The sequence below is a fragment of the Micromonospora sicca genome (assembly GCF_003172935.1).
GTDB lineage: Bacteria > Actinomycetota > Actinomycetes > Mycobacteriales > Micromonosporaceae > Micromonospora > Micromonospora sicca.
On the sequence record NZ_QGKS01000025.1, the window covers coordinates 1 to 841 of the forward strand.

General features: G+C 70.7%; 1 protein-coding gene. It reads left to right on the forward strand.

The annotated features are described in order from the left end of the window. The coding region (locus tag DKT69_RS00145; protein ID WP_109799584.1) for an RNA-guided endonuclease InsQ/TnpB family protein at positions 1–841 on the forward strand (841 nt) is incomplete at both ends.

Consider the following 841-nt stretch of genomic DNA (forward strand, 5'->3'; position numbering starts at 1 on the left):
CGGTACAACTACCGCGTCTACCCGACGCCCGGCCAGCAGGCTTCGCTGGCGCGGGCGTTCGGGTGTGCGCGGGTGGTGTTCAACGACGGGCTGCGCGCACGTCAGCAGGCCCGCGAGGCGGGTGAGCCGTACCTGTCGGACGGCGACCTGTCGAAGCGGGTCATCACCGAGGCGAAGCGGACGCCGGAGCGGGTGTGGCTGGGTGAGGTGTCGGCGGTGGTGCTCCAGCAGGCCCTCGCGGACCTGAACGCCGCGTACCGCAACTTCTCCGCCTCGACGAGCGGCAAGCGCAAGGGCCGCAAGGTCGCGCCACCTCGGTTCCGGTCCCGCAAGGACAACCGGCAGGCGATCCGGTTAACCGCGAACGCCCGGTTCAAGGTCCTGGACAACGGCCGGCTCCGGCTGCCGAAGATCGGCGACGTGGCGGTGCGCTGGTCCCGGCAACTGCCGGCGGCGCCCACCTCGGTCACGGTCATCCGGGACGCGGCCGGACGGTACTTCGCCTCGTTCGTCGTACAGCCCGCGGACGAGCCGCTGCCGCCGGTCGACGGCGAGGTGGGTATCGACCTGGGCCTGACGCACTTCGCGGTCCTGTCCAACGGCAAGAAGATCACCGCGCCGAGGTTCCTGCGCCGGGCGGCCCGCAAACTCAAGCGGTTGCAGCAGGACCTGTCCCGCAAGCAGCGGGGCAGCGCAAATCGCAGCAAGGCCGTCGTCAAGGTCGCCCGGGCGCACGCCCGGGTGGCCGACAGCCGGCGGGACTGGCAGCACAAGCTCTCGACCCGGATCATCCGCGACAACCAAGCGGTGTACGTCGAGGACCTGTGCGTCACCGGTCTCA